The following is a 26,750-nucleotide window of genomic DNA, read 5'->3' as shown; positions in this document are numbered from 1 at the left end:
ATGTCACCCGAGGGCCCCTACCCCGGGAACCACATCAGTGATTCCGACATTGTCGACCACGAACTCGAGCGGACAGACCTGCACCACGCAGGCCGGTTGAGCCGGCCGCTACCCGGCCGCGATCGTCGAGTTCATGAACAACCGGTCCGCACGCCGCCGACGAGACGGTGTGCGGACCGGGTGCGGTCAGGGTGCGGGGATGGGGCGTCGGCAGCTGTCCGGGGGGTCGATGAGAAAGCAATGCGCCAGGCCGCGGCCGGGTCGATAGTCGCCGGGGACACCGCCTTCGGCGATGGTCCGGCGGTAGGTGCCGACGGCGTCGGTCGGGCGGCGGGTGAGGCTCGGGTCGGTGGTGGTGTCGACGGTGTAGAGGCCGAACCGGGGACGGAAGCTGCCCCATTCGTAGTTGTCGGTCAGGCTCCAATAGTTGTAGCCCATCACGTTCATACCGTCGGCCCGGGCACGCTGGATCCAGTAGACGGTGTCCTGGAGATGGGCACTGCGGGTGAAGCCGTCGGCGCGTGGTTGCCCGTTGTCGGTGGCCATACCGTTTTCGACGATGTAGAGGGGTTTGCCCGGGAAACGGTCGGCATAGTGCCGGAGGGCGAAGTAGATCCCTTCCGGACGGACCGGGAGGTCCCAGATCGGCTGCCCCGGCGGGGTCGCGGATCCGACGGCGCCGCCGAGATATTCGAGGATCGTCCGCGTCGGGTCATAGGCCCAGTAGTAGTCGATTCCGACGTAGTCGAGGCGGGCGGCGATACGGCCGACCAGGTCACCGTTGATCTGGTCGTCCGCGCCGGCGACGTAGCCGACATTGCTGGTCACCTGAGCGTCCGGGCGGATCTGGTGGATATGGTCGTAGATACTGTTGTGCGCCTGCGCGATCCGGTCCAGCATCTGGGGAGCGTCGGCGTTACCGCGGCCGGTCTCGTGGGCGATATAGGCGACGGGTTCGTTCACGGTGACCCACAGCGGGTCCTGGGCGGCGTAACGGTCGACGACGGCGCGCATATTCGCCAGCCAGTCCTCGACGATGGTCGGGCTGCGCCAGCCGCCCCGGTCGGCGATCCAGCCCGGATACACCCAGTGGTCGAGGGTGATCATAGGTCGCATACCGGCCCGGGCGATACTCGCGATCACCGAGTCGTAGAAGCGGAAAGCCTGCTCGTCCCACACCCCCGGGGCCGGCTGCAGGCGTGCCCATTCGATCCCGATCCGGAACACTCGCACACCCATATCCGCGGCGAGGCGGATATCGGATTCGTAGCGGTCGTAGAAATCCACCGAGTTACCGAGACGGTCGAGGGAGGGGTTCGCCTCGATGTACCGCGTCCAGTTGCTGTCGGGCGCATGCCCTTCGGCCTGGAACCCCGAGGACGCCACACCCCAGAGGAACCCGCCGTCCAATCGGGGTAGCCCGGCGGCGGATTGTGGTGCGGCGGCGGAGTGCGAACAGAGCATTACGGTCGAAACGAGAACCGTGAGCGAAACTACACAGAACCGACGGAGCCGTGGGCGCATCGCCACAGGGTAATGCCGGCAAGGACCGGCCCGGCCCAGAAACGCCGATCCCATGGATATGACCGTACGCGGGACGACCGCGACGAGAGCCGGGCCCAGCCCGCACCGGACGGTCGTGAGCGGGACCGGGATATGGGGGCGCGGCGGCGGTGGAATTCGTTCTGAACGACCGCGGCACGATATGATCTCGTGCCCCGGCCGCTCCTCTCGGCGCGGGCCGTCGACACCGAATTCTTCAGGAGTACATCGTGGCAGGCGAGCGCAGCGTCCGAATCCCCCGTTGGCTCAAACCGATGAACCGGGCGATGGTTGCGGTGAGCCGGATAGGCGTATCGCTGCCGATGGCGCTACTCACCGTACCGGGCCGGAAATCGGGGCAGCCGCGGACGACACCGGTGACACCGTTCGAGTACCACGGCGTCGAATATGTTCTCGGTGGTATACCCGGTGCGGATTGGGTGAAGAATGTACAGGCCGCGGATACCGTGGAGTTGAAGCTCGGACGCCGTCGGCGCGTCGTGCGCCTGGTCGAGATCCCGGCGCAGGAAAGCGAACCGGTGCTGCGGGAGTTTCCGCGACTGGTGCCCACGGGTGTGCCGGTGATGATCAAGTCCGGGGTGGTGACCAGCGACGATCCGGACGAGTTCGCCGCGCTGGCCGGCCGGTGTGTGCTCTTCCGGATCGACGACATCCGACCGAACGCGGCCGGCCCGGCGAGGTAACGGTTCCATCGCCGGTCGCCGACGCGGGCGGCATCCGGCGGCCCGACTCCGGTCAACCGACAGGCCCGACGGATGGAGACAGCCGAAAACACTCCGCTCCCCTCGGCCGAGTTCATCGAGTCGACAACTGTCGAGGCCCTACCTGCGGCGCCGAATCCGGCCGCGTCAGATCGGCCACCCGTTCGGCGAACAGGCCGATCATCTCGGCCCCAAGGCACCGCGGCCGCCCGCGCCCGCCGTCCTCGCCGAGGTGGCCTTCTCGCCGCGGCACCGACCCCGACTCGGGCTCACGTATCGGCGATCCGCTCAACCGTAGCGTCGAGCACCGATCACCCGGACCGGCGAAACTCGAATTGGTCTATATGCCGTCAATAGTTCCGGAAGCGTTTCCTCCGGCACTGTGCAAAACAACTATCGAAACGGCTGTTCTTTCCTCCCCCTCCCATAATCGAGTGCCTGTGGTCGAGCCCGATTATCGGTGGCTCTTCTCGTGAACCGCACCGAATAAATATCTTTCGAAAGCTTTTCGGGCTCCACCCGTTCTAGCGTCGTTCGCGGTTCTCAGGCGTGAAAGGTTTCACCCACTGCGGGAACCGATCGCACCTGTGTGCAGGAAGGTAACCGATGAAGCGAACGATAATCAGCAGGTTATTGCGTGCCGCCGTGGTCGTGAGCGCGGCTGTCCTCGCGGCCGGCGTGGCCGGCCCGGCCGGCCATGCCGAACCTACGGCCGCACCCACCGAGCAACAGCTGGCCGACCTGATCGCCGACGGGCTGAAAGACCCGGCCGCGCACCCCATCGCCGACAGCGGCAGTGCTTCGGGATCCGCGTGCAATTCCGGTAGTGGGACCGGCTCGGGCAACGGGTCCGGCGACTGCTACGGCGGTTCCGGTTCGAGTTCGGGGTTGCGCGGCGGCCATTCCTCCGACACCGTCGGATTCGGGCCCGCCTCCACCTCCTTTCTCGCCGCCTTCGCGCACAGCGCGTTCAATCCCGATGTCGCGCCACCCGGCTCCAATGATTGGGCGTGTAAGCCCACCGCCGAGCATCCGGAACCGGTCGTACTGATACACGGCACCTGGGAGAACGCCTACGACAACTTCGCGTTCGTATCGCAGCCGATCCACGACGCCGGCCACTGCGTCTTCACCTTCAACTACGGTAAGTCCGGTCTGATACAGGGCGGCGGCGTCGGCTCGGCGCTGCCCGGCGCCAACGGCACCGGTTACATCGAGGATTCGGCGAAGCAGATCGCCGTATTCGTCGACCGGGTCCTCGCGGCCACCGGTGCACAGAAGGTGAACATCGTGGGCCATTCCCAGGGTGGGGCCGTGTCACGGCAGTACCTCCAGTTCGAGGGTGGCGACCAGAAGGTCGCGCACCTGATGACCTTCGGTGCCACCCATCACGGCACCACACTGATCGGTATCGGTGCGCTGGGCCGGGCCATCAACAATCTCGGTATCGATGTGCTCGGCCTGGTGGAGATCTTCGTGGGCCACTCCGGTATCCAACAGACGGTCGGGTCCGATTTCGTCAACAATCTCAATGCCGCCGGTGACACCGTGCCCGGCGTGAAGTACACGGTGGTGGGAAGCCGGTACGACGAGATCACCACCCCATACGACTCGACCTTCCTGACGGCGGGGCCCGGCGCGACAGTACACAACATCACTCTGCAAGACGGCTGCGAACAAGACCTGTCGGATCACCTCACGATGATGTACTCGCCGCGGGTACTGTCGATCATCCTGAACACCCTGGATCCGTCCCAGCCTCTGCAATGCACCTTCAATCCGTGGTTGATCGGCGGCGGTGGCTCGCTCTGATCGCCGCACCGCGGGCCGCGTGATCGCCCTTCACGCGGCCGGCCCGCACCACCCACGATCTTCGGTCGGCACGATTCCGCCGCGCGGCCCGCACCTGGGTCGCGCGGCGAACTGCGACTTCGGGCAGCTACCGGGTTCGCCCACCGTTTACGAGGACTGCTCCTCCGACGATCCCGTGGCTCCGCGATTCGTTGTGCCCTGTCACAAGGTGACCGGACCGGCGCCGACTACCTGATTTCCGGGGAGCCGACATGCTCGCATAATCATGGTCGCGTAATGACGGGCCGCCGGCGCGGCGGAGGAATTCGACTCGATACCGCAATCGGCGATGGCCCGGGACTGTTGGCGGAAAGGTGCATCGCACCTACGCGAAGGAGGCGTAGCGGTGGAACATCGCATTGTTTCGGGCCGGCTGGCCCGGGCAGGCATGCTCGGAAAACTGGCGGCCACCCAGGCGGCCCACGGAGTGGGGACCAAGATGGCGTTGATCGGGCGCACCGATCAGGCGCGCCGTATGCTCGCCGAGCGCTCGACATTACAGGCGGCACAGCAGATGGTGGCTGTGCTGGGCAGTATGAAGGGCACGGCGATGAAGCTGGGCCAGATGCTGTCGAGGTGGCAGCTGCAATCGGCCCTGGCCGCCCGCACGTTCCGTTTCGATTCCGGATCGGTAGCCCACGATTCGTGAGCGGCGACCTCGGCCGACCACACCCGGCCGGCACGATTCCGCCCCAGGCGGTGCGGGAACGATCTGCTGTTCGGAACAGCCGGAACGTCGACGAATATCGGAGCAGCCGTGGGCAGCGACCGGTCCGGTCGTGCCGCCTTCCTACAGGGCGATACCGGTTCGCTCAGTCGGTGACCGGACGCGGGCTACCGAGGTGGCGGGTGAGAACGTGGCCGAGTTGCGGGGTGAGCGGGCCCGCGTGCTCGATACCGAGTTGGGTCGCGAGGGAAACGGCGTGCGACCGGGTCGCGGTTTCCAGGAGAGTCGCATAGGTATCTGTTGCGGTGCGGATGCGATACCGGGCCGTTGCCGCGGTGACGACGCCGATCAGGGCGGCGGGCCACCACCAGACCGTCAGGACCGAATAGAGGACCGACCAGGCGAGCAGCGTGGTCGCCCGCGCCAAGGCGGTCCGTGCCTCGTTGATCTGGTCACGGGTGGAATCCGGAAGGATCAGCCACACCGACGGCCATACCGTGGCGAGGTCGAGGTGGTGGTCGCGGTCGAGGCGAACAGCCGCGGCGTGTACTCGATCACCGCTCCAGGTGGGTCGTTCCGGCCGCTCCACCGAGATCCGGTTCCGGGTGCGGGCCGCGCGCTGCCGGAGCGCGGAATCCGGCCGGTCCGCGGGGTCGGGAGCCAGCATCTTCCGGAGCTCCCGGCGGTAGACGGCCTCGGCGATATCCCAGCGACGTATGCGCCGGGCCACCCACCAGCGCACCGGATACCGGACCGGCATCGGCCAGGCGGCCCAATCCGCCGCCAGCGCGATATGTTCGGCAAATGTTCCGACAGCTTGCGCGACGAGCCCAACCGCGGCCGCGCAGGCCGAGATCGCCACCAGGAGCAGGATCCCCGCGCCCGTGGCGGTGATCGCCGGGTTTTCGGCGTAGCCGGTGATCGTTCGGGCGAGCAGGCCCACATCCAGCGCACGACCGTGTCCGAGAACGAATGCGGCACCGGCGACCGCGAGATAGAAAGCACCCGGCAAAACCAGCAGCGACAGCCATTTCTCGGCGAGCTTCTTCGTCAGTTCGCCCCACAAGCCGCCCATTCAGGAAAGTCGCTCCCGCAACAACTCCCGCTCGGTGAGGGCGCACCGCGGGGGGTCGTCGTGGACCTCATCGGCGGTTCGGCCCGTGCACCGTGCGAGCGGACAGCGGTAGACGACCTCGAGGTGGTGCACGCCGATCGGCGTGGGGGTGCGGTGATGTCCGTACAGCCCACGCGCATCACCGCCGGCCTGTAGTGCGGTATGGACGGCATCGAGCGCCCCACCGAGATCTGTGGCGCTGTCCGAGTGCACGGCGGCGATCAGACGGTTGAGGGGTGTTGCGGTATCGCTCCCGTCGTCGCCGAGCACGCTGCGAATATCCTCCAGATGCCCACACAGATACGCCAATCCTGCGGCGACCCGCCCGGCATTTTGTGACGACGGCAGCAAACAACCCCCTGGGACGACGAGCAATCCGGCAGATGCCACGTACACGGCGGTGCAGCGCGGCAGTTCGATCATATCGTCGAAGACGTTGTGCTTCAGGCCGTCGGATGACTAGCGTCGATAGCATCCGGGGAGGGCGGTATGACAGATCGTGAGCACGACGGCGACAGATCCGGTTTCTTCACCGCTGTCAAGGGGCTCTGGCAGCAGTTGGGCACGCTGGCCGCCGTCGGCCGAAGCGGTCCGTTCGGCCCACTGGACGCCTTTCGAAGCCGGGTGAATCGAGCGAAGACCGTTGCCGAACTGGACGACGCGATCCGCGTGGGCCGGCAACTCCTGGCCGACACCCCGGCCGGCCACCCCGCATTTCCCGGCACTCGATACCACCTGGCCAGAGCTCTGGTATTCCGGTTCGACCGGACGAATACGGCAGAAGATCTGGATGAGGCCGTGCGGCTCGGTCGCGCGACACTGGATGTCGTCCCGGCCGGTCTCCCCTTCCGTACCGTCGTGCTGGTAGCCGTCGGGAGCAGTTTGCGTACCCGGTTCGAGCAGAACGGCGACCTCGCCGATCTGGACGGCGCGGTCCTGCTGATGCGGGAAGCGGTCGCCCACACGGTCGACGGCGATCCCGATCTCGCCGACAGGACCGACCGACTCGGCGCCGCGCTACGCAGCCGAGTGGAGCGGACCGGGCAACTCGCCGACCTCGATGAAGCGATCGCGCTGGGGCACCGGACGGTGGCCGCGACGGCCACGGACGATCCGCTGCTCTGTGTACGGCTGGTGCACCTCGCCGCGGCCCACGCGGACAGGTACGCACGGACGGGGACGGCGGCCGATCTGGACGAGGCCATCCGGCTCGGCGAGCAGACCATATCCGCGATCCCCGCATCGCTTCCCGACAACCTGCGGACCGAGATCCGGCACGTCCTGGGTCGAAGCGTGCGGGCCCGCTTCGAGCGGACCGGCGACCGTGCCGATGCCGACGAAGCCATTCGCCTCGTGCGACAGGCGGTGACCGGCACTCCCGCCGGTGATCCGGGCCGCGCCGCCTCCATGGACACCCTTCGCGCCGCGCTGCTGAGCCGGTTCGAGCGGACCGGGACGATATCCGATCTGGACGAGGCAGTCGAAGCGGGACGACAGGCAGTGGCGGCGGCCCCCGGCGGTCATCCCGATCGTGCCCGCAACCTGTTCGGTCTGGGGTTCACACTGCGCATCCACTTCGAGCGAACCGGGGACCCGGCGGATCTGGACGAGGCGATCCGGATCGGACGGGAAGCGGTGGCGGTTACGGCCACCGAGGATCCCGATTACCCCGACCGCGCGAGCAGTCTCGGCCGCGCGCTGGTCGATCGATTCGATCGAACCGGTTCCATGACGGATCTGGACGAAGCCATCCGGATGGCTCGACGAGCTGTTACCGGCACAGCGGGAGACAGCGGCACCCGAGCCGGCAGACTGACGACTCTGGGGACAGCCCTTCGGAATCGCTACAAGCGCAGCGGAACGCGATCGGACCTGGATGAAGCCGTCACCGGTCTGCGCGCTGCGGTGGATTCGGCGCCGACCGGATACCAGACAATGAACATCCTGCTGATGAATCTCGGAAACGCCCTGTCGGACCGATTCGAGGAGACGAGCGAGACAGCCGATCTGGAGGCGGCGATCGATATGTTCCGGCAGGCCGTCGCCGCGACACCCACCGATCACCCCGACCTCCCGGCCATGCTGGGCAACCTCGGATTCGCCCTCCGGACCCGCTTCGAACAGATCGGCACCCCGGCTGACCTCCGCGAGGCCATCGATACACTGCGGCGGGCCGCGGGTATCACGCCCACCGATCACCCTGCGTACGCCCAACAGCTCATCAAGCTCGGGGCGGCCCTGATGATGCGGTTCTGGCGAACGGACGCCACGAGCGACCGAGACGAGGCCACCGCAGCCTTTCTGGAAGCGCAGCGGTCCACTGTGGCACCGCCGTCGACCCGGATCCTGGCGGCCCGCGCTGCCGCCGACCTGGTCGCGGCCACGCAACCGGCTCGTGCCGCCGAGTTGGTCGAGCACGCGATCCGACTGCTTCCCGAGATCACGCCGCGGCAGTTGGAACGGTCCGATCAGCAGTACGCCATCGGCCGATGGGGCGGATTCGCCGCCGACGCCGCGGCGCTGACCCTGCGGAATCCGGCTGTACCCGAGAAAGACCGAGCGGATCTGGCACTGCGCCTGCTCGAGGCCGGCCGGGCCGTACTGCTGAACCGGACGGTCCAGGTCCGCGCGGAGACCACCGAGCTAATAGACCGGCATCCGGACCTCGGTCGTGACTTCGTCCGGTTGCGTGAAGAGCTCAATCGGTCCGGCATCACCCCCTTTCCGGGCGGTTCCGAAGCCCCGGCTCCGGACCGGCACCGACTGGCACGCGAACTCGAAGAGGTGCTCACCCGCATCCGGACGCACCCCGGATTCGAAACATTCGCCCTGCCACCGTCGACCGGGCAATTGGTCGCGCAGGCCGACCACGGGCCGGTGGTGGCCTTCAGCATCGGCCGGTACGGTAGCGACGCGCTTCTGCTCACCGCCGACGGAATCTCCTGCCTACCGCTGCCCGCCCTGTCCGCGGCGGCGGTGCGCGACCGGGCCCGCACCTTCCGCGAGGCGCTGAAGACCGCCGCCCACGGCAGCACCGGCACCGAACGACAAGCCGCGCAACGATATCTGAGCTCCACCCTGGAATGGCTGTGGGACAACGCAACCGGTCCCGTGCTCGACGCGCTGGGCTTTCATCGGCCGATCGCGCCCGACCGGGCCGGGCCGCGGGTGTGGTGGGCGCCCGGCGGGCTCCTGGGCCAACTACCGATCCACGCGGCCGGCTATCACAGTCATCCGGCCCGATGCGACGCACCGACGGTGATGGACCGCGTCGTCTCTTCCTATACGCCCACCGTCGCCGCGCTCGAATACGCGCGACGCCGGTGCCCGTCCACCGCGGACCCGGACACGCCCGGGCCGGCCCTCGTCGTGGCCATGCCCACAACACCGGGGATGGACGGGCGGTTGCACTACGTGCTCGAGGAAGCCCACCTGGTCGCCACGCATCTGCCCGGAGCCACCGTCCTCACCGAGCCCGACGAAGTGAACGCTCTCGGCGCCCCGGCGAGGCCGTCTGCCGAACACACCCGCCCGACAACAGCCACTGTGCTGGATCTGCTGCCGGAAAGCGCCATCGTGCACTTCGCCTGTCACGGAGCCACCGACCCCGATGACCCCTCGCGCAGCCGGCTGCTGTTACACGATCACGCCACGACGCCGCTCACCGTCGCCGCACTCGCCCCTGTCCATCTCGACCGGGCGCGGTTGGCGTATCTGTCGGCCTGCGATACCGCTATCAGCACCGATACCCAACTGGTCGACGAATCCATCCACCTGGCGTCCGCCTTCCAGCTCGCCGGATATTCCCATGTCATCGGCACGCTGTGGACAATCGACGACGATATCGCGATCCGCATCGCCGACGCCTTCTACACGGCCTTGCGTACCGCGCCCGATACGCCGGCGGTCGATCTCGGCCGCGCGCCCCACGCACTGCACCACGCCGTCCGCGCGGCGCGCGACACCTTTCCGGCCACCCCATCGCTGTGGGCCGCCCACCTCCACACCGGAGCATGAACCGCCGCGGCGCCGACCGGCCGCCCCGCCCGCGCGAGGGCGGGTTCGGCGATCAGTCGTTCTCGTCGTCTCCGGTGTCGATGCGCACTACCCCGTCGATACCCCCGAGAACCGCGCTCGCGTCCACCGCGCCCTGCCCGCGGAGCCGCAGCGCGACCGTGACCAGCCGATCCGGCGGCAGCCGAACACCGATGTCGGCACGTTGCGCGAGCACCGCCATCGAATCGATCACCCATCCGCGCCTGGTACAGGTGCTGAGGACTTCACGCAGCACGCCGCGGCCGTCCTCGTAGGTGATGATGTACCCGCGCTCGGCGCTACCGCGCCGCGATATCCAACGCCCCAGCGGCGTGTAGCCGAGCACGATCACGAAGTGCAGTCCGGTGACCAGCAGAGCCAGCCATACCAGACCGGAGCCCGCTGTCATGCCGATCGCGGCGGTCTCCCACACCGATGCCGCGGTGGTGAGCCCGTGAATGGCGCCACGCCGGGTGATGATCAAACCCGCGCCGAGGAATCCGATACCGGAGACGACCTGCGCCGCGACGCGCGACGGGTCCAGAGCAACCGTCCCCGCCGACAGCACATCGCCGAATCCGTACTTGCTGACGATCATGAACAACGCCGACGCCGTGCCGACAATCGCCTGCGTGCGCAAGCCCCCGCTCTTGCCGCGGAACTGCCGTTCCAATCCGATGATCGAGGACAGCGCGAAGGCCAGCAGGAGTTGCCCGATCTGGCCCACACCCTGCGCGTTCGTGCTCGCCACCGCAGCGACCGTCGTCATCGATTCCAATCGTGTCGCACCGGTGAGTCGTTGTCGACGCAGCTCGCCGTGGGCGAGGCAGCGACCGGTGGACGGTCGGACCGAAAGCTCGGTCGACATTTCCACCCGGTTTCGGCGGCCCGGTACCGATAACGCTTCCGATACGCGCACCCGCGGACCAGGTGACCTGCTTGTGGTCATACCGCGCAGGGTTCTCGGGAAAAGCCCGCGGGCACCGCTCGAACACGACACCCCAGGCGCGATCCGCTCCCCCGGACGTAACGATCCGGGATACCGCGGGAGCAAAGAGTCGTGTACCGGATTTCCGATATCGAATTCGCCGCCCGCAATGGCACGGCTCGCCCGAGGCCGGCGCTGATCGAGCACCCTTTTCTGGGACTACCGACAGGCGCTGCCGCGTGTATCCTTTGCCTGGGGCGGGTGGCACGGCATGAAGTGACTGTCGATGGGATCAGACCCTTTCGCAACGCAACGCAACCTGGGTGTAGATGCGGTCGCGGAGCTGAACGACGCCGGACTGGAGGGCGCCGCGGAGATCGGCCGGGGCGGCTCGGGGGTTGTGTACCGCTGCGTCCAGCCCGTCCTCGACCGCGTGGTAGCCGTGAAGGTCCTGACCTTCGAGCTGAATGGCGATCGGGAACGATTTCTCCGCGAGCAGCAGGCAATGGGCCGGCTGACCGGGCACCCCAATATCGTCGAGGTCCTCGAGGTCGGTGAGACCGAGTCCGGCCGGTTGTACCTGGTGATGCCTTTCCACCCGCAGGGCTCGCTGGAGGCCCGGATACGCCGCGACGGCCCCTTACAACTCGTCGAACTGTTGCGGCTGGGGGTGAAGCTCGCCGGCGCGCTGGAAACCGCGCATCGTGCCGACATACTCCACCGGGACGTCAAACCGAGCAATATCCTGCTCACCGACTACGGCGAACCGGCGCTGACGGACTTCGGCATCGCCCGCCTCGCCGAAGGCTTCCGTACCGCCACCGGTACAGTGACCGCTTCACCGGCATTCACCGCACCCGAAGTCCTCGGTGGTACCCCATCGACCCGTGCTTCCGATGTGTACAGTCTCGGCGCCACGCTGTTCTGTGCTTCGACCGGGCACCCCGCGTTCGAACGCCGAAGCGGAGAACAGGTCATGGCGCAGTTCGCGCGGATCAGCACCCAGCCGGTTCCGGACCTGCGCGGGTACGGAATCCCCGCGGATCTGGCCGCCGTCATCGAGACGGCCATGTCTCGCGACAGCGGGCAACGTCCCACCGCGGAAGCGCTCGGCCAGCAGCTGCGGCATATTCAAGCCGCCCATGGGCTCACCGTCGATCACATGGCCTTGCGTGGCGAGTCCGGGGAGCAACCCCGGCCGATGGCCACGTCCGCGCCCATTCCTGCCCACGACCCGAACCGTGGCGGAACCGGGCTGCGGACCGCCGCCGGGAACCTGCCGCAGGAGCTGACCAGCTTTGTCGACAGGCGCAGCCAGGTCGCGGAGATCAAGAACCTGCTGTCGCGGTCGCCGCTGGTGACGCTGACCGGGATCGGAGGGGTGGGCAAGTCGCGTCTCTCACTGCGGGCCGCCCACACACTACAGCGGAGCTACGCCGATGGCGTCTGGCTGGTCGAGCTGGCCGAGTTGCGCGACCCGTTGTTGTTGGTCGACGTGGTGACCACCACCCTCGGCCTACGGCCGGTCGGCCGGCCGGCACTGGAAGCCCTGGTGGAACACCTGTCCGGCCGCGAAGTTCTCTTGGTCGTCGACAACTGCGAACATATGCTCGATCCGGTGGCGGAACTCGTGGAGATTCTCCTGCAATCCGCGCCGCGGCTGAAGATTCTGACCACCAGTCGCGAACCTCTGGGAATCGGTGGTGAAGCGGTCGTACTGGTGCCGCCGCTGAGCTTCGCGGAACCGCCGGTCCCGGGGACGAACGCCAACGAGGCCGTGACGTTGTTCACCGAACGCGCGGTCGCCGTAGTGCCGGACTTTCATCTCGATGAAAGCAATCGGAGCACCGTGGCGGATATCTGCGCACGGTTGGACGGATTGCCCTTGGCGATCGAGTTGGCCGCAGCCCGACTGCGCACCCTGTCCGCAGACCAGATCTCGGAGCGGTTGTCCGACCGATTCGCCGTGCTGACCCGTGGTAGCCGCAGTGCTCCCACCCGGCAGCAGACATTGGGCTGGTGCATCGACTGGAGTTACGACCTGTGTACCGCCACCGAACAACAGCTGTGGGGCCGGATGTCGGTGTTCGCCGGAACTTTCGATCTCGCTACCGCCGAGGAAATCTGCGGGACCGGCCTCACCGAGCAGGGCTTCCTGGACGCGTTCTCCGGACTGCTCGACAAGTCCATCCTCATCCGGGAACAATCAGGTGCCGATCTGACCTTCCGGATGCTGGAAACCGTGCAGGCATACGGCGCACACAAGCTGGCCGAGTTCGGCGAACGGGCACAACTGGACCGACGCCATCGCAGCTGGTACGACCGTCTGGTCTCGCGGGCCGAGGCCGACTGGGTGAGTTCGCGGCAACTCCAGTGGATCACCCTGTTGGAGCGGGAGCTCCCGAACCTCCGTAAGAGCATGGAGCACAGTATCTCGGAAGGCGATGCCGGCGGCTTGCGCACCGCTGCCCACCTCTTCAGTTTCTGGTTCTCCACCGGCCGGATCAATGAAGGGCGCCGCTGGTGCGATCGCCTGCTCGACGCTGTATCCCAGGCACCGGCCGCCGACCGAGCCGGAGTGCTCAACATCGCTATCGTATTCGCGGGCCAAGTCGGCGATCTGATAACCGCGACGGAGCGGATCACCGAGCTCGAAGACCTCGTGGAACAGACTGCCGACCCCTCGATCGAGGCTCTACTCGCCTACGCGTCCGGATGTACCGCACTCAACACCGGCGATTTGAATCTCGCCAGTGTGCGGCTCAACGATGCCGTCGAAGCATTCCGTGCCCGAGAGAATGTGCTGTTCGAACTGAGGGCCCTGGTTGTCCTCGGCTGGGCTCTCGTACTCCGTGGCCACATGCCGAGCGGTATAGCCTGCCTCGAAAGAACACTGACGACCGCCGACGCTCACGATGAGACGGAGATCCGGTCCCTGGCATTACGGCCCCTGGCGCTCGCAGTCTGGCGCACCGGGAACAGCGAGCGAGCGATTCAGCTGTTGAAGGAATCCCTCGCAACCTCACGCCGACTGGTCGATCCGCTCGTCGCCGTCGTCGCGCTCGAGATAATGGCGTGGATCTCGATCGAGAATAACCAAGCCGAGCGGACAGCGGTCTTACTCGGCGCGGCACATGGGCTCGGTCACTTCATCGGCACCAGTATCGTGTTCCCCGACATGGCGGTCTTCCATACCGACTGTGTACGCAGAACCCAGGGCACCCTCGGAAAGAGGCGATTCGAATCGGCCCACCGCAGAGGTTCCGGAATGACGCTGGAATCGGCCGTCGACTTCGCTCTCGGAGAGCAGAACCGAGACGTGGCATCGGCCGACGACGAGGTGCCGCTCACCAAGCGCGAGCGGCAGGTCATGGACCTCATCGCCGAGGGAATGACCAACAAGGCGATCGCCGCGCGATTGACGATCTCCCAGCGCACAGCGCGGGGACATGTGGAGAACATACTCACCAAACTCGGGTTCAACTCACGAGCCCAGATCGCGGCCTGGGTCGCGGAACACTCCGGCGACACGCATTCTTGACAGCCTCATCGATAGCGCGCCGGCACTCGTACCTCAGGTCGATGACGGGACAGCGGTCCCGGCGGCGGCCGAGTCGATGACTCGGCCTCACTGCTCATCGAGTCCGAGCCGCCCGGGCACCGCGACGACGACCACGCCTTCCGCCTCGGTCCGAGCCGGAGACGCCGACCGCGGACCAGAGAGGGCGGTCACCGGACCGCGTCGACCACCTGTGTGGCGACGGGCTGCCAACGACAGCCTCCCTCTTCGCCCACCACGACGCGACCGAAAGCGACGTCGGCGAAATGTATTCCGAATCCCAGCGTGTTGTCCTGGACGAGGCGCTGGAGAATCGCGTGGCGGCTTCGAGTGCTCAGCACGGTATCGATATCCGGCTGTGCGGACCAGTGCGGGTTCTCGATCTGCACCGGCGAGTGGAACAGATCCCCGAAAGCGAGCAGACGCCGGCCCCCCGAGGCGATCTCGTAGACCGCGTGGCCGGCCGAATGCCCCGGTGCGGAGATCAACGTGATTCCGGGAAAGAACTCGCCGGCGTCCTCGACGAGCTCGAGTCGAGGACGCAGCGCCCTCATCGTCTCTTCGAAAGGGCCGTGTGCGTCGGAGGTACCGTGGTGCCATTCGGCGGCGGTTGTTACCGCTCGTGCGCGGGCGAACGGCGTTCGTCCGGTCGCGGGATCGCGGGCGCAAACCCATCCGATGTGGTCGAGGTGTAGGTGGGTGAACGCCAGTACATCGACTTGATCAGGGCTGACACCCAGCGCTGCCAGGCTCGCCGGGAAGGACCCGCCCGTGGTGGCGCCGATTCGAGGCACGGCCGGATCGGCCGGTATCCGACGGGGCCCGAAACCGGCATCGATCAGTACGGTGCCGTCCGGTGTCTCTACGAGCAGTCCTCCCATACCGGCCCGAAGGTAGCCTTCGTCGTCGAGGTACCGAGGGTGGTGAGCCCAGTACTCGGCCGAACTGTCCGGCAGCCACAATGTGGGGTCGAGCTGCACCCATCCGTCATGGACATAGCTGACCCGGATATCGCCGAGGTGAACCGAACGGAGCTTCGGCGTGCTGTGCAGGCGTGCCTCGGCGGGCGTGATGTCGTCGACGCCGTTCATAGCGTTGTTTCTCACCCCCTCGGAGGGTGTCCGGTGAGGACCTCGCTGCGATAGCGCGAGGCAAGTTACACGGCCATCGTATTTCTCGACGCGCTCGCTACCCCGTGCGGGACCGGAGTTCTCCGATGCGAGCAGATCCGCGCCGGCGGCCGATCACGGTGGGCGGGTGGTACCGAGCCGCCGCCCGCCGAGGCCTCAGCTTTCGCGGTCGGGACGGCCCGGCCACCGCGCATAGGGAATGCGGGCGATGTCCAGTACCGCACCGATCGTCGACCATTCGTTGCGACCCAGACGCGCGAGTGGGCGCAGCCGGTCGATCGCGGGGAGGCTGTTACCACGGGCATCCGTACGGACCACATCGGCATCGACCGCGGCATGCAGGACCCGGCCGATCACCACTGTCGAGTCACCGAGCTCCACGGTGTGTTCGAGGCGGCACTCCAGTGCGACCGGGGACTCCGCGACCCGCGGTGGCGCCACGGTCGCACTGGGCTCCGGTGTCAGCCCGACCTCGGTGAACTCCGAGAGCTCGGCGGGGAAATCCGTACCGGTGGCATTCACCTGCTCGAACATCGACTCGGTGGCCAGGCAGACGACGAACTCACCGGTCTCGAGCACATTGCGCAGCGAGTCCTTCCTGCCCACCGAGGTGAATTGCACCATCGGCGGCGCGACACACGAGACCGTGAAGAAGGAGTGCGGGGCCAGGTTGTCGACTCCTGTGCCCGACCGGGTCGACACCCAGGCAATCGGGCGGGGGACGACAACACTGGTCAGCACCTTGTAGAAGTCGCCGTACCCCACCACGTCGGGATCGATACCGGTGCGCATACGGCCACTTCCTTCCAGCAGTACTCGCCGGCACCGCCGTATCGGCAAGGTCCGGGCCGGGACGGCGGTGCGCAACATGCTCCACCGTATACGGGGTCCACCTGCCGTGACCGAGGTAGTCCTTGCCCGATCCCACCTCGGCGTGGGCCATCGGCGCGATGCGCCTCATCGCACCCGTGGCCGACAACGATCTGCCGATGTGCCCTTTCTACCTATCCGGCGATTCTCGATTCGTCGGTGGTCAGCGGCTGCGACGCGGCGGAATCGAGGGGTTCCCACCGAGCGCGGTCGCGAACCGCACCACGGAACGCGTGGTGAGCCGGCGAGAACCGCCGGCCATACCGGCCGGGCCCAGGGAGATCGAAAGCCGACCTCCGCGCTGCAGGGAGATCGGTGGAAAGGGTTGCCGTCGGTCGAGGCAGCAGCTTTCCCGAGCCGGCTGGTTCGGGCCCGACGAGCAGGCACTGCTCGATTGGGCGCGCGTGGCCTGGGACAACCTCCAATCGGCCATGGAGAGCAGTATCGCCACGCCGGGCGAGGCTGCGGTCGGGCTCGAGATCGCCGCCGAGCTCATCGCCTTGCGTATCCCGTTCTTCGCGGGCTCGTTGCGGGAGCCACGCCGGTGGGCCGAGCGCGCGCTCTCGGCAACCCGGGACCTGGACCCCGAGCCGGTGCCGCTGGAGGTCGGGGCGATGTCACTGATCGCCTGGATCAGCCTGTGCCAAGGACTGCCCCGCGAGGCCGAGCGCATGCTCGACGAATGCGTCGCCCGCTGCGTGCCCGACGCCGCGGACCGAGTGCGCTGGCGCGCGGAACCCGATGTCGATCTGGGGCTGTCCGCCGCGGTCGAATACGCCCGAGGTGCCGAACTGATGCTGATCCGCCGCGATCCGCGGGCGATCGCCGTCCTGGCCCGGGCGCGGGCACGTTTCACCGCCGAGGGAGACGCGGGCGGCGCCGCGATGAGCGAACTGTTCGAAGCGCTGGCCGCCGCATTCTTCGGCCCCGCCGGCCAAGCACTGGACACCTGCCGCGCCCACCTCCGCAACGCCGAGCGCTCCGGTGCCCAGTGGGCGATCTGCTGGGCGAGGCTGGCATGGGCGATCGCATCGAGTAAACACGGCGACGCGGGCGAGGCGCTCGCCGTGGGGCGCGCGACATTGTCCGATCAACTCGCGATGCGCGACCGGTGGAGCGCGGTGTGGGCCGTGCACATCCAGGCATGGACGCTGGCCCGCCTGGTCGCCGCCGACGACGAGCCGGCCGTGACGGCCCGGGCACGCGATATCGCACGCCTGCTCGGCGGCGGTGCCACGCTCCGCGAAGGCCTGGGCGTCGATATCGTCCACCTCGGCCCGTTCGCCACCGAAACCGAATTCGCCGCGGACACCGCCCGGAGAATACTGAACGACGACGCCTTCGCGGAGGCGGAGCGGGAAGGTGCGCTGTCGCGGCCAGAGCTCGGCGAAGTGACGCAGCTGGCGTTGGGCAACCTGTCCATGGACAAGTTGCCCGTCGAACATCCGATCCGGCGCAGCCGCCCCTCCCCGTGGCAGCAACTGTCGACGGCCGAGCAGGAGGTCGCCGTACTCGCCGCAGCGGGGTGGACCAACACTGCCATCGTGGTGCGGCGCGGCAGCTCCTCCAAGACTGTCGACGCTCAAATGGCCTCCGTACTGCACAAATTGATGATCGGCTCCCGAGCAGCCATCCGCTCCCTCGTACCCGACGATCGGCAGGACCAGGTGAACGACGAAGCCGCACGTAAGCCACAACGCGGCCGTTCGAATCCTCGTCTCCGCTGACCGGATGTAGCGGGCTACGCTGTCACGCGGACTCCGCGCGAGCGCCGAGTGTCGTGAATACGCTCCCATTTCGGCGGAAGCCACGCCTCCGTAGTCGGTTTCGGACGCATATCCCTTGCGCGGAAGTGGATTTCGCCGTCGCACCGACGGTTGATTGATAGCATTCGTGCGGCAAACCGGCCACTACGTCAGCGGAAGACAAGGGGCGTTGATGGAAGTGGAGGACGTCCACCATTCGTACGGCAGGCGGTCGGTGTTGCGTGGCATCGACATCGTATTGCCCGCCGGGGCGCTGGTAGGAATCGTCGGCGAGAACGGCGTCGGCAAATCGACATTGTTGAAAGTACTCTCCGGAGAGCTGCGGCCGGACCGCGGGACGGTCCGGCACCGCGCCCGGTTCGGTTACTGCCCGCAGCAGGTGGTGCTGAACGATGCGTTCACAGTGCGCCAGCACCTGGACTTCTTCGCCGCGGCCTACGCCGTCCCGGACCTGCGGCGGGCCGAGCAGACCATGGAAATCCTGCGCTTCTCCGAGTATGCCGGTGAGCCCGTCGGCACGCTGAGCGGCGGCACCCGACAGAAGCTCAACCTCACGCTCGCGGTGATGCACGATCCGCAGGTGCTGCTGCTCGACGAGCCGTATCAGGGTTTCGACTGGGAGACATACCTGCGCTTCTGGGATCTGGTCGCGGAATTCCGGGACACCGGCCGGTCGGTGCTGGTCGTCTCGCATCTGGCGCACGACACCGACAAGCTGGACCAGGTGTGGCGGTTGCATGAGGGGGTCCTCCGGACCAGGCAGGAGACAGCCGGATGAGCGGCGGTGTACGGCTGTTCCTGATCGCTACCCGCTACGGCCTCGTCGAACACGCGCGTAACCGGTTCGCCATGGTGTTGGTGGCCGTCTTCGTTCCCGTTCTGATCACTCTGGTGCGCGTGGCCGTCACCGATATCGAGGTACCGTTCCGACTTCGGGACACCGGTCTGGTGCTGCGCGCCGACGGCAACGAGCTCGCCCAGATCAGCGGCGCCCTCACCGCGGTCTCATTGATCATCGGGTTCATGATGTTCGCGGCGACTTTCAGTAGCGGAGCCTTCGACCGGCGGCTATCGATGGCCGGATTCCCCCGGGTGGCACTGGCTTTGGCGAAAATCGCCTGCCTGGTGGTGGCCTCGTTGGGGGTCTGTGTCTATGCCACCGCTGTGATCTGCTGTTACTGGTCGCCACAACGGCCTGTCCAGCTCGCTGCGGCCCTGTTCTGCGCGGCGATGACCTATGGAGCGCTGGGTGTCGCCCTCGGCGCACTGCTCCGCCGCGAAGTGGAGGGTATGTTCGCCATAGCGATGATCAGCTGTTTCGACATGGCTGTACAGAACCCGATCGCCAGCAGCGGCGCGGACAGCGAATTCGTACGCTGGCTGCCCTCCTATGGTGCGATGCAGGCCTCGACGGCTGCCGGTTTCGCCGACACCACACTCTTCGCGGGTTTCGCCGTGCAATTGGTCTGGTTCACCGCGAGCGCCCTTGCCGGACTGGTCGCTTTCCATCTGCGCACCCGCTCGTCCCTGGGTCCGACGAGGTGGATCCATATCTCCGGACGCCGCACCCGCGGGCCGGCGAAGTCCGGACAGCCGGCGAAACGTTGAACGCGTGTCCCGGGCGGGCCGTATCGGCGGACAGCCCGGGACGAAGGTTCCTTGCGGCCGCGGGAGCTACAGTACGGCAGGAGCCGGTTCGGTTGTCCGGTAGTAGACCTCACGACGCAAGCGTTCCAGGTCCGGCGTCGCGGAGGTCGCCCCCACCTTCGACGTCGTGGCGTACCTGTCGCTTTCCCGCCCCCAGAGCCCCATTCTCGCCATACTTCCGTACATCTCCGCGTAGTCCTTCCCGCGGCCCGAAAGACCGGGAAGTACGCGGAAGAGCGTGGGAACGTAGCGGATCGCCGACTCGAACTGGGCGCGATGCTCGGCGACCTGCCGCCGCACCTGCTCGACGGCTTCGCCGCGGGTGCAGCCCGTCTCGTGGCGGACCGCCCTGACCAGGTTGTAGGGGACTCGGTCGGCTTCGTCCTGCGCCAACCCCACCAGGTCGTTCTCCACGAAGGTCACCCAGAAACCGAGTTCCTCGAGACGGCGAATAACGGGGTGGTTGCGCACTTTCCCGGGCAGCTCCCGGTCGTGATACATCTCCATGACGGCAATGGCGGTCTCCACCCCACTGGTGGACATCCGCAGTGGCAGGTAGTCGGCGGTGGCGGGAATATGGCCGTCGATGCGATGGTGTGCCTCGCGTTCGGCGGCTTCGAACCACTCCTCGACACCGTCGAGGAACCGCTCCTGCCAGCGGGCGGTGCGGCCCGCGCGCAGGCGCGGCCACAAGCTCGCCCACGCCGTGGGAATCGCGCCGGACCGCCACGGCGTCTCCGGGTCCTGGCGCAGTGTCGCCACCATGCCCCGCCGCAGTGCGGTCACATCGTCCGGATCGGTCAGCTGCGGATCCTCGAAGAGGTCGTCCCACACAAGGGCCAGCACGGCCATACCGTAGGCGGTCTGTTCGCGGTAGGTGTCCGCCGCCGGGGCCAGAATTCGTGCCCGGCTCCGGATCGCTCCGGTCCACCGGTGATAGTCCGCCTCGGCCGCAGAGACAGCGAGGCCGGTATCGACCAACCAGCTCGTCAACCATTCCGCGACCCGCGGTGGAAGGTCGTCGACCGGAGCCTCGGAAGGCCGCGTCATGAGTTGGGAGACCGCGGGGCGAGAAGGGCGCCGGTCGAGGATCGACCGGATGTAGGCGGTCATCGCTCGGCGGGCGTCCGAGGGAACGGACAGGTCGGCGAGTCGGCCGGCGGCCTCGTCGAGGAAATCCTCGGCCACGGCCCGGGCTTCGTCGACGGCACCGGAGGCGATGACCAGTTGTCGGGCCCGAGCAGCTTGATCCCCGGTCATTCTGCCGCGCAGCAGGCGGGCCAGCTCCCGGTCGTGGGCGGCCGCGCGGATCACCGGAAGTGTGTAGATACCCTCGGGCAGATCCGCATTGACGGCCTTGCCCATCTCCTCGGCGGTCGAGGTCAGATCGAGGATGTCGTCGTACAGCTGGTAGGCCAGTCCGAAGTGCCGACCGAACAGCGCCAGCGCCTCTTCCTCGTCCGCGGAGCGGCCGGCCTGCATCGCGCCCACCCGGCACGCCAGCGACAGGACCGCTGCGGTTTTACCGTCGATCGTGTCCAGGTAGGACTGCTCGCTGCGGGAGGGAACGTAGAGGTCGGCGGCCTCGATCACCATGCCCGCACACATCTGCTCGCCCGCGAGGGTCGCCGCGAGAACCTCGCGCGGGCCGAGTTCGGCCAGCATGCGCAGACCCGAGAACGTCACCGCGTCCCCACCCAATACGGCCATATGCGATCCCCACACCGCGTTGGCACTGGGACGACCGCGGCGCTGGTCCGCATGATCGACGACATCGTCGTGGTAGAGCGACCCCAGGTGCATCATCTCCACGGCGGCCGCGGCGCGCACCGCCCGGTCGACCGCCGGTATCTCGGGATCGGTGAGCAGGTAGTACGACAGTAGGGTCAGAGTCGGGCGGACCAGACGGCGCGAGGTGCCCGGCCCTTCGTCTGTGAGTGCGGTCAGTTCCGGTCTGTTCTCCAGTCGAACAGGCCCGAGAATGTCGCGGACGCGGTTCAGGTCCGCCTCCAGATGCGGAAAGACAGCCGAGTCGATTTCACGTGGCACGAGCGCGCTCCTGACTTGCTGGATCGGTCATCTACGAACACCGCCGGTCAGTCTGTCACCATGCTCCCGCAAAAATGTTGGTATCGAACGACTTCGACGTTCACCGCAACTATCCGGCGACCGTCACGCGGTGTGGTGCCCGCCGCACTACGGGAACGGCCACCGGTCCGGTCATCCCGGTGCAGCCCGATACGTCCCCGCTCGATATGCACGGCCTCGCCTGCTGCGGAAGTGCTGTGGTGCCGACGGCCGGACTGCGGGTGTCCCACGGTGATTTCGCACGGACCGGGACCCGCAACCGCCGTGGTGGGGACGGCCCGGCCGTCGGCGGCGAGCCGGTCGTCCCACCACTCGGAATTCGCTCGGTCACCGAGTGGCCGAGGAGGAGGGTCCGCCGTCGAACCGGCTCAGGCGGCGGTGGAGGCGCGCTCGAACGGGTATGGACGGAAACAGACGTGCTCGGGTTGTGATCCCCCATCATCGGCCGCGGCGACCAGCAGGTCGACGGCGACGGAGACGATATCGGCCCGAGTTCGACGAATGCAGGTGAGCGGGACGCCCGCCGGAGCGAAGTCGATATCGTCGTAGCCGAGCAGCGCGACGTCGCCGGGTATCTCGATGCCGCGCAGTGTCAGGGCCTGCAGCACACCGATCGCGAGCAGGTCGTTGACGCAGAGCGCGGCGTCGGGCCGGTCACCGGTGGGCCGGGCGGCAATACGCTCACCGGCACCCCGATCACTCCCCTACTTGCCCCTGATCGGTTTGCCGCCACTCACCCGTCCCGTCCGGATTGCGGTGGTATTCCCACGCCGAGTAATCGCCGTCGTGCTCCACCACGCTCAGCCGGTCGGCATAACCGTCGAGGTCGGTATCGGTCCAGACACTCGTCGAATCGGGACCGGTGGTGACGAAGGTGTCGAGGATGCCGTCAACGACCAGGTCCTGGGTGGGTGATTCCATTTCCACCGGTCCCAGGCCGTCCATAGACGAGGACGCATCGAAACTCGGCATACCGATGCCGGGGAATTCTCCTGATGTAGGCATGGATTCTCCTGAGCTCCAATGGTCGACCGCGGGAATATCCTCCGGTTCATCTTTCCATCCCCCGACGGTACAGCGCACCCCGGTTCCCGGGCAGGAACGGGGCTGTCGGTGGTCGGGCATCACCCCGCCGCGCCTTCCCGGCCTTATGCCGCGCTCATCGGGGTGCATGCCGCCGCGATGGAGACGCTGTTCTCGTATAGGTGGTGTTCAGCGCCGGCTCGCTGATGTGTGCCCTTGCCGCGATCCGCATCAATCGATTTCCATGGTCACCGGTGAGCCGCGCCCCGCGGCAGTCGCGCGCCGCAGCATGCGGCGGCCCGCCGATTCAAGCTTCGACTCGCGTACGCAACCCGTTGAGTGTGCTGTTCACCAGCCCTTTGATCACCCGACCGCGAATGAAGCCCGGTAGCGGCAAGTTGTGGTGGATAGTCAGCTGGTAGGTGACCGAGGTGATGTCCGGGCCGGCTTCTTCGAGCTGATAGCGGCCTTCTTGACCGGTCTGCATGCGGCCTTCCACCATCGACCAGCTCATACCGTCGCCGCGGTGGCGATAGGTCAAGGTGTAGGTGTCGGTGCCGACCGTCGCCGACGCCTTGAACCGTGCGGTCACCGGCAGGCCCGTCTGCTCGTCCACCTCGAGCACGTCGGCTTCGGGGATCTCGGGAATCCACTCCGGCTGGCTTTTCAGATCACGGATGGTCTCGAGTACCCGAGCCACCGGCGCGTGCAGGCGCACGGTTTCGGTGGCACTATCAGTGGGCACAGCAGCCATCCCCGGCGGCACGCACCGATTCTGATGCGATGTCGGTATCGGACATGAGAACGATCTCTCCTAACGGTGGAGGTGGCGGCGTTCCCGGTGCATCTGTTCCTGACAGTACTCCCGTACCACGGCGTCGCCTGGAGTCTTTGTACCCTGCCGTCGGGCCGATCGGCGCTCGGGCCGTCGCGCGTTCGAACTCCCGTGGCCGTGTCACGCCGGAACGACGCTGCCGGCTCGACCCGGGTCGGGGAAATGCCAGAGGACGGCATCCGACGAGGTGGGCAGCAGAGTTCGCCAGGCCGGCCAGGTGGCCGAACCATGGGATTCCGTCGGCGCTGTCAGCCTGAATCGCGACGCTCCCCGTAGTAGCCGGCCCGGAGCAGATCGGTGATCTCGCTGATCAGGGGCATTCGCGGGTTGGTGCGGTTGCTGAGATCTCGAAACGCGGTCATCGCCAGTTCGGGTAGCGCCCCGAGAAACTCGTCTTCGGGAATGCCGATCTCCTGCAGCGTGCTGGGCACGCCCGTCCGGCGCAGCAGGTCCTCGACGCCCTGGAAGAGCCGGCGGCGGCTCTCCGCGGGTTCGTGACCGCCGAACACGATCCGCCCGAGTTGGGCGTACTTATCCGGCGCGACATAGGCCGAATAGCCCGGCGCCGGCATGAACTTCGTGGGCACGCTCGCGTTGTACCGCAGGGTGTGCGGCAGGAACACCCCGTTCACCCGGCCGTGGGCGATGCCGAATCGGGCGCCGACAGCATGCGCGAGCGCATGGTTCGTCCCGACGAATGCGTTCGAGAACGCCAGCCCGGCGAGTGTGGCGGCATTGGACATATCGGTGCGCGCGGACAGGTCGTGCGGATCGTCGTACACCCTCGGCAACGCATCGAAGATCAACCGCGCGGCCTGGACACAGAAGGCATCGGTATAGGGCGAGGCGAAAACCGAGGCGGCCGCCTCCAACGCATGGGTCAGCGCGTCGATGCCGGTGTCGACGGTCAGAGTGCGCGGCATGGATATCGTGAGCAGTGGGTCCACGACCGCCATATCCGGCACCAGCGAGTAGTCGACCAGGGTCTCCTTGCGGCCGGCGACGGTGAGGACGGCCGCGGGCGAAACCTCCGATCCCGTCCCGGCGGTCGTGGGTATGGCCACCAGCCTGAGCCGGTGGGGGTCCTGCGGGTAGTCGGCCATCCGCTTGCGCGGGTCGAGGAACGGCAGGGTCAGTTCCTCGAGTTCCTTCTCGGGGTGCTCGTAGAACAGCCTGATCGCCTTGGCTGCGTCGATCACCGAGCCGCCGCCGATGGCGACGAGGAGATCCGGAGGAAACTCCGTGAGCAGCGCGACACCGCGGCGAATGGTGGCCTCGTCCGGTTCGGGTTCGACCTCGCTGAACACTTTGATGTGTGCGGCGCGCAGGTGACAGCGTAGTTCGTCGACGACACCCCGCTGTTCGCCGATCGCGTCGGTGATCACCACCACGTCGGCGCAGGCGACGTCGCGCAGATTCTCCAGCGCGCCGGCATTGAAGAAAGTGTTGGACGGCACACGGAACCACTGCGGTGGTGTGCGCCGATGCGAAATGGTCTTGATGTTGAGCAACTGCATGTAGTTGACGTTCTCGGTGGTGCTCGATCCACCCCACGTGCCGCACCCGAGGGAGAATGTCGGGGTCAGATTGTTGTAGATCCCGCCGAGCGCCCCGACCGCGGTGGGAGCGTTCACGAGGATCCGGCCGGTGCGCACGGCCAGCCCGTACGCGTCGATGACGGTCTGGTCCCGGGCGTAGACCGCGGACGTGTGGCCGAGGCCGCCGTGCTCGGTGACCAGAACGGCAGTTGCGATGGCGTGCTGGACATCGCGGGCCCGAACAAGACCCAGGACAGGCATCAGTTTCTCCTGCACCAGCGGGTGCGCGGCGAGCCGCTCGCGATCCGACGGCAGGGGGGCCAGTAGCACCTTGACCGACTCGTCGACGCTGAAGCCGGCGCGTGCGGCGAGTTCGGGTGCCTGCTGCCCGAGGGCTTCGAGGTTCACCTTGTCGCCGCAGCCGAAAGCGAAATCGGCGAGCGCCTCTGTTTCCTTGTCGGTGAGCAGGTGAGCACCCATTCTTTCGAATTCGGCGACGGTGTCGTCGTAGATCTCGTCATCGACGATGCAGGTCTGTTCGGCGGGACAGATCACCGACGCGTCGAAGGTCTTCGAGATCAGGATGTCGACGACAGCGCCTTTGATATCGGCCGTGCGGTGCAGATAGATCGGGGCGTTACCGGGCCCCACCCCGAGAGCGGGCTTTCCGGCGGCGTTGGCGAGGGAGACGATCTTCTGCCCACCGGTGACCCAGATGAAATCGACCCGGCGATGTCCGAACAGGTAGTGGGTGACGTCGTGTGCAGCATCGGGGATGACCTGAAGAGCACCGGGCGGCATGCCCGCCGCTTCGGCCGCGGTGCGCAGGGTCTCGACCGTGCGTTCGCATGAACGCACCGCCAACGGCGACGGCCGGAAGATGACGGCATTGCGGGTCTTGGCGGCAACGATCGCCTTGTAGAGCACCGTGGAGGTGGGGTTGGTGACCGGGGTGATGGCCAGGACGACGCCGATCGGTTCGGCGACCCGGACAATGCTGCGATCGAGATCCTCCTCGATCACCCCCACGGACTTCTTGTCCTTGAGATAGTCGTAGAGGAACTCCGTGGCCACGTAGTTCTTGACGACCTTGTCCTCGAAAACGCCGAACCCGGTCTCCTCGACGGCCACTGCGGCAAGTTCCGCAGCCGCCCGGATCCCGGCACGCACCATCGCCGCCACGATCATGTCGACCTGCTGCTGGTCGAGCGCGCGGTATGCCTCCGCAGCGGTCGCGGCGGTGTCGACCACCGCGTCGATCTCATCGCGCCGCCCGGGGGTACCGGGGATGGCAGATATGTGCTCCACCGTGGCCGCGTCGCCGGTGCGATCGACAGCTCGGGACTCGGTGCCGCTCCGCGTTTCGCTCATGACTCTCCTCGCTGGAGATGCCGTCGATTCTCGGTGTGGACGAGGCTTATATTCGTGACAGTAC

At 67.0% G+C, this 26,750-nt stretch carries 19 protein-coding genes; 8 read left to right on the top strand and 11 right to left on the bottom strand.

All coding sequences use genetic code 11. The features are described 5' to 3' along the window. Positions 1-186: 186 nt before the first annotated feature. Complete coding sequence (locus NGR01S_RS11710; protein WP_063036197.1) at positions 187-1,524, bottom strand: family 1 glycosylhydrolase; 1,338 nt, start codon at positions 1,522-1,524, stop codon at positions 187-189. A gap of 293 nt (positions 1,525-1,817) precedes the next feature. Between NGR01S_RS11710 and NGR01S_RS11705 the strand changes: the two genes are divergently transcribed. The 3 genes from NGR01S_RS11705 (at position 1,818) to NGR01S_RS11695 (ending at position 4,764) form a co-directional block, all read left to right on the top strand. Beyond that, positions 1,818-2,246: a nitroreductase family deazaflavin-dependent oxidoreductase gene (locus NGR01S_RS11705; RefSeq protein ID WP_063036196.1), complete on the top strand. Its 429-nt coding sequence runs from the start codon at positions 1,818-1,820 to the stop codon at positions 2,244-2,246. Positions 2,247-2,870: 624 nt separating this feature from the next. Then, positions 2,871-4,076, top strand: a complete 1,206-nt coding sequence (locus NGR01S_RS11700) for an esterase/lipase family protein (RefSeq protein WP_063036195.1) — start codon at positions 2,871-2,873, stop codon at positions 4,074-4,076. A gap of 385 nt (positions 4,077-4,461) precedes the next feature. Further along, positions 4,462-4,764, top strand: a complete 303-nt coding sequence (locus NGR01S_RS11695; RefSeq protein ID WP_157107212.1) for a hypothetical protein — start codon at positions 4,462-4,464, stop codon at positions 4,762-4,764. Between the two features lie 163 nt (positions 4,765-4,927). On the opposite strand, the gene NGR01S_RS11690 is transcribed toward NGR01S_RS11695, so the two are convergent. Together NGR01S_RS11690 and NGR01S_RS11685 are read right to left on the bottom strand one after the other, a co-directional pair. After that, the gene (locus NGR01S_RS11690) at positions 4,928-5,857 is read right to left on the bottom strand and encodes a serine/threonine-protein kinase (protein WP_063036193.1); all 930 of its coding nucleotides are present in this window, start codon (positions 5,855-5,857) and stop codon (positions 4,928-4,930) included. Then, a complete protein-coding gene (locus NGR01S_RS11685; RefSeq protein ID WP_157107211.1) occupies positions 5,858-6,166 on the bottom strand; it encodes a hypothetical protein in 309 nt (102 codons plus the stop codon). Between the two features lie 219 nt (positions 6,167-6,385). On the opposite strand from NGR01S_RS11685, the gene NGR01S_RS11680 reads away from it, so the two are divergent. Continuing rightward, positions 6,386-9,913, top strand: a complete 3,528-nt coding sequence (locus NGR01S_RS11680; RefSeq protein WP_063036191.1) for a CHAT domain-containing protein — start codon at positions 6,386-6,388, stop codon at positions 9,911-9,913. A 52-nt stretch (positions 9,914-9,965) separates the two neighbouring features. Here the strand turns inward: NGR01S_RS11680 and NGR01S_RS11675 are convergent, their stop codons facing one another. Next, the gene (locus NGR01S_RS11675) at positions 9,966-10,700 is read right to left on the bottom strand and encodes an MgtC/SapB family protein (protein WP_063036340.1); all 735 of its coding nucleotides are present in this window, start codon (positions 10,698-10,700) and stop codon (positions 9,966-9,968) included. Positions 10,701-11,145: 445 nt separating this feature from the next. Here NGR01S_RS11675 and NGR01S_RS11670 point away from each other — a divergent pair, with 445 nt between their 5' ends. After that, positions 11,146-14,400 (top strand): protein kinase domain-containing protein, encoded by a 3,255-nt coding sequence (locus NGR01S_RS11670; protein ID WP_063036190.1) that lies wholly within the window; start codon positions 11,146-11,148, stop codon positions 14,398-14,400. Between the two features lie 188 nt (positions 14,401-14,588). On the opposite strand, the gene NGR01S_RS11665 is transcribed toward NGR01S_RS11670, so the two are convergent. Both NGR01S_RS11665 and NGR01S_RS11660 read right to left on the bottom strand, forming a co-directional pair. Further along, entirely contained in the window at positions 14,589-15,524 is a 936-nt protein-coding gene (locus NGR01S_RS11665; protein ID WP_157107210.1) for an MBL fold metallo-hydrolase, read from the bottom strand. 180 nt (positions 15,525-15,704) lie between these two features. Next, on the bottom strand, positions 15,705-16,340 hold the full coding sequence (locus NGR01S_RS11660; protein WP_063036339.1) for a flavin reductase family protein: 636 nt from the start codon (positions 16,338-16,340) through the stop codon (positions 15,705-15,707). 122 nt (positions 16,341-16,462) lie between these two features. On the opposite strand from NGR01S_RS11660, the gene NGR01S_RS11655 reads away from it, so the two are divergent. The 3 genes from NGR01S_RS11655 (at position 16,463) to NGR01S_RS11645 (ending at position 19,792) form a co-directional block, all read left to right on the top strand. Next, a complete protein-coding gene (locus NGR01S_RS11655) occupies positions 16,463-18,145 on the top strand; it encodes a helix-turn-helix domain-containing protein (RefSeq protein ID WP_063036188.1) in 1,683 nt (560 codons plus the stop codon). 211 nt (positions 18,146-18,356) lie between these two features. Then, positions 18,357-18,962, top strand: coding sequence for an ABC transporter ATP-binding protein (locus NGR01S_RS11650; protein ID WP_063036187.1), 606 nt, complete (start codon positions 18,357-18,359; stop codon positions 18,960-18,962). After that, complete coding sequence (locus NGR01S_RS11645) at positions 18,959-19,792, top strand: ABC transporter permease (protein WP_063036186.1); 834 nt, start codon at positions 18,959-18,961, stop codon at positions 19,790-19,792. The genes NGR01S_RS11650 and NGR01S_RS11645 overlap by 4 nt, the downstream gene beginning before the upstream one ends. Positions 19,793-19,858: 66 nt before the next feature. Here the strand turns inward: NGR01S_RS11645 and NGR01S_RS11640 are convergent, their stop codons facing one another. The 5 genes from NGR01S_RS11640 to adhE all read right to left on the bottom strand — a co-directional run bounded on the left by NGR01S_RS11640 (position 19,859) and on the right by adhE (position 26,686). Then, the gene (locus NGR01S_RS11640) at positions 19,859-21,880 is read right to left on the bottom strand and encodes a polyprenyl synthetase family protein (RefSeq protein ID WP_218020757.1); all 2,022 of its coding nucleotides are present in this window, start codon (positions 21,878-21,880) and stop codon (positions 19,859-19,861) included. A 407-nt stretch (positions 21,881-22,287) separates the two neighbouring features. Further along, a complete protein-coding gene (locus NGR01S_RS11635; RefSeq protein ID WP_084480682.1) occupies positions 22,288-22,596 on the bottom strand; it encodes a substrate-binding domain-containing protein in 309 nt (102 codons plus the stop codon). 19 nt (positions 22,597-22,615) lie between these two features. Next, complete coding sequence (locus NGR01S_RS11630; protein WP_063036337.1) at positions 22,616-22,924, bottom strand: DUF6802 family protein; 309 nt, start codon at positions 22,922-22,924, stop codon at positions 22,616-22,618. A gap of 325 nt (positions 22,925-23,249) precedes the next feature. Then, positions 23,250-23,696 (bottom strand): SRPBCC family protein, encoded by a 447-nt coding sequence (locus NGR01S_RS11625; RefSeq protein ID WP_245664555.1) that lies wholly within the window; start codon positions 23,694-23,696, stop codon positions 23,250-23,252. A gap of 329 nt (positions 23,697-24,025) precedes the next feature. Continuing rightward, complete coding sequence (gene adhE / locus NGR01S_RS11620) at positions 24,026-26,686, bottom strand: bifunctional acetaldehyde-CoA/alcohol dehydrogenase (protein ID WP_063036183.1); 2,661 nt, start codon at positions 26,684-26,686, stop codon at positions 24,026-24,028. Between the last annotated feature and the right edge of the window lie 64 nt (positions 26,687-26,750).

The sequence above is a fragment of the Nocardia grenadensis NBRC 108939 genome (assembly GCF_001613445.1).
In the GTDB taxonomy this organism is placed as follows: Bacteria; Actinomycetota; Actinomycetes; order Mycobacteriales; family Mycobacteriaceae; genus Nocardia; species Nocardia grenadensis.
The sequence above is the reverse complement of the archived record's forward strand: the minus strand, read 5'-3'. Positions and strand labels throughout refer to the sequence as shown.

Coding starts and splice junctions, on each gene's coding strand:
- NGR01S_RS11625 (WP_245664555.1), bottom strand. CDS start 23,696: ATGGCTGCTGTGCCCACTGATAGTGCCACCGAAACCGTGCGCCTGCAC.
- NGR01S_RS11700 (WP_063036195.1), top strand. CDS start 2,871: ATGAAGCGAACGATAATCAGCAGGTTATTGCGTGCCGCCGTGGTCGTG.
- NGR01S_RS11675 (WP_063036340.1), bottom strand. CDS start 10,700: ATGACGACGGTCGCTGCGGTGGCGAGCACGAACGCGCAGGGTGTGGGC.
- NGR01S_RS11650 (WP_063036187.1), top strand. CDS start 18,357: ATGGAAGTGGAGGACGTCCACCATTCGTACGGCAGGCGGTCGGTGTTG.
- NGR01S_RS11645 (WP_063036186.1), top strand. CDS start 18,959: ATGAGCGGCGGTGTACGGCTGTTCCTGATCGCTACCCGCTACGGCCTC.
- NGR01S_RS11680 (WP_063036191.1), top strand. CDS start 6,386: ATGACAGATCGTGAGCACGACGGCGACAGATCCGGTTTCTTCACCGCT.
- NGR01S_RS11705 (WP_063036196.1), top strand. CDS start 1,818: ATGAACCGGGCGATGGTTGCGGTGAGCCGGATAGGCGTATCGCTGCCG.
- NGR01S_RS11710 (WP_063036197.1), bottom strand. CDS start 1,524: ATGCGCCCACGGCTCCGTCGGTTCTGTGTAGTTTCGCTCACGGTTCTC.
- NGR01S_RS11660 (WP_063036339.1), bottom strand. CDS start 16,340: ATGCGCACCGGTATCGATCCCGACGTGGTGGGGTACGGCGACTTCTAC.
- adhE (WP_063036183.1), bottom strand. CDS start 26,686: ATGAGCGAAACGCGGAGCGGCACCGAGTCCCGAGCTGTCGATCGCACC.
- NGR01S_RS11630 (WP_063036337.1), bottom strand. CDS start 22,924: ATGCCTACATCAGGAGAATTCCCCGGCATCGGTATGCCGAGTTTCGAT.
- NGR01S_RS11670 (WP_063036190.1), top strand. CDS start 11,146: ATGGGATCAGACCCTTTCGCAACGCAACGCAACCTGGGTGTAGATGCG.
- NGR01S_RS11690 (WP_063036193.1), bottom strand. CDS start 5,857: ATGGGCGGCTTGTGGGGCGAACTGACGAAGAAGCTCGCCGAGAAATGG.